The 1,403-nt window shown below is 58.1% G+C and carries 2 protein-coding genes; both read left to right on the forward strand.

The features are described from left to right. Window positions 1-159: 159 nt before the first annotated feature. Window positions 160-735 carry a hypothetical protein gene (locus tag AC1DUU_RS31980; protein WP_476787311.1) on the forward strand — a complete coding sequence of 192 codons (576 nt, stop codon included), beginning with the start codon at window positions 160-162 and terminating at the stop codon, window positions 733-735. A gap of 398 nt (window positions 736-1,133) precedes the next feature. Next, the coding region (locus AC1DUU_RS31985) for a nucleotidyltransferase domain-containing protein (RefSeq protein ID WP_476787312.1) at window positions 1,134-1,403 on the forward strand (270 nt) is incomplete at its 3' end.

A 1,403-nucleotide genomic window follows, 5' to 3' on the forward strand; every position in this document is an offset into this window, starting at 1 on the left:
AAAGTGGTCTGTCTGCTAATCGGAGGCAGCCGAATAAAGCCGCCGCAATTGCCGGGTTCCATGGCGAGCAATCAGTGTCCGGCTTCTGTCACACCCGCATACTGCCCCCTCACTGGAGCTTTCGGCTTTACGACCGGTTCCCGTTGACCACCCCTTTTGTTGGAGTGCTCCACCATTCGCACATTTACGAAGATTGTCCTTATTCTCGCCGCCGCGGTGGCCGCCTTCTATGTCGTTGACTACTTCATGGATCGTAGACATGTTCTCGCCCGGGTCCCGAAGCCCCTTGAGGTCGAGGCCATTGAGTACCGACTTGAGCAGGCTTGGGGTCTGGGGTTCATGCCCGGCGACAATGAGACGGGGTTTGTCGTTTACCTCCTAACCGCGCCAAGCGCGGAGTGGGCAATAGCCCAGGGGCAAAATCTACGAGATCGATTGCCAGGCGGGGCGGAGAAGTGGCACCCAACACCCGTTGACGAGAGCGAAGTTGACGAGTGGCACCATTACGACCACGACCCCGACATGATGACTGAGACACGCCCCGATAAGCACCGGACAACGATTTCCGAATTTCTCGAAAAGTATGGCTTTACGATTGCCATTGAAAGCGGCCGCGACGCTGAGGCCAATCACGCGATCAATTCCAACGGTTCATTCTACTCGTATGGTCGCGGGGGGAGCGTCACCATTGTCGATCCTGCTCGTGGCAAAGTATACTTCACCTACGCAGGTTGACTCTCAGGGGCCTCGTCCGTCCACAGATCCTGATCTGGCTCCAAGTGCAGGATTTGAATCTGGGCTGCGCTCAGATCGGATTGGCGGAAGTAGCGCTCCCTGGCCTATTGCCGCCGCGAGAGGATATAGGTGGTCGGCCGCCCGCCTTTGGCGAGACCGATGTTGTCGCCTTCCACGCAGACGGCAAGCTTGTCCTGCGCACCGGCGAGCGACGATTGACGGCGCCCCGCCCGCCGGTAAGTGACGAGGCCCCGCACATTACCCGAAATGGCCACTCAGGGGCCGTAAGCGGTCTGTCAGGTTTCGGTAGAAAAGGCGGGAAGCTGCCATTTGGCGGCTTGATACTTGCCTTTAGGTCGCCTTGTCTAACGGCCCAAAAGCGGTAGTAAATCGCGCCTATGAATTATCGACCCTGCCCCTCACCTTCCGAGGCTTTGCAAATCGCCGAAGCTGCGTTTCGCTCGCGATACAGCGGTGCGTTGTTTGCGTACGTCGCGGGATCGATCATGCGAGGACAAGGCACGCGCCTGTCYGACATCGATCTGGTTGTCGTTTTCGACTCTCTCGAAGCGGCTCGCCGCGAATCCTTCGTTTTCAGAGGGGTTCCGGTGGAAGCCTTTGTTCATGACACCGGGACGCTGACATGGTTCGTTCACGACGACGTATCG

Source organism: Aminobacter sp. P4_H6_2 (genome assembly GCF_056400805.1).